At 44.5% G+C, this 778-nt stretch carries 1 protein-coding gene and 1 pseudogene; both read right to left on the reverse strand.

Annotated features, from left to right (window positions below; genetic code table 11):
• Window positions 1-440 (reverse strand): ChbG/HpnK family deacetylase (locus R7E78_RS26000; protein ID WP_318058592.1); only part of this gene is annotated, 440 nt, incomplete at its 3' end.
• A gap of 18 nt (window positions 441-458) precedes the next feature.
• Window positions 459-778: pseudogene (locus tag R7E78_RS26005) on the reverse strand (6-phospho-beta-glucosidase); the annotation flags it as partial.

Below are 778 nucleotides of genomic sequence, written 5' to 3' on the forward strand. Positions count from 1 at the left end.
CGAAGTGGCACGCGGTGCTCTTTCGCGAGTTTCTGAACAATAGGAAGCATCTGGGGATGCGTATGAGCATGATGATGACTATCAAGGTGGCTGAGCGTTAGTCCAAGTGACAAGAAGTGATCAATTTGAGCTTTAGCTTCATCGTAAACCGCTTGAGCTTCAAAATCTTGCTTGTTCCACAATTCACTGTATTTGACGAAATGCGCTCTACCATTGGTTAAGTTTGGGTGCTCCGTGAGAGGAGCACCTGCTGTAAACCGTAGATGTACGCCAATTTTTAAGTCTGGATTTTGATGAGCTAACTCGATTGCATTCTGCTCGGCATCCATCCCTACCATCATAGTAGTCGATTTCACGACACCATCTTGATGGGACTTTACAATGCCGTTATTAACACCTTGAGTCAGACCAAAATCGTCCGCATTAAAAATGACTTTCATTGACGCTCTTCCTTAGTGTTACAACGCTGTAAGTTTAAATTGAGGCAAATAAGGCGCATTAACCGCTAACAGCTCATCCAATATCGCTTTCGCTCGACCAATGTCTGGCACCAAAGGATTATTCGTTAATGCCATCAATGCTTTGTCGTAGTTACCTTCAACAGCGGCTTCTATCGTCAACTGCTCATAAGCTTTCACTTGATGCAGTAGTCCTTTGATGTTGTTTGATAGCTCACCAACAGCAAGTGGTTTTGCTCCCCAACTACCAATCACTGCACTGCATTCAATCACGGCGTCATCCGGTAGACCATTGATCGCGCCGTTGTTTAAGACGTTTA

The organism is Vibrio sp. YT-19(2023) (assembly GCF_033337395.1).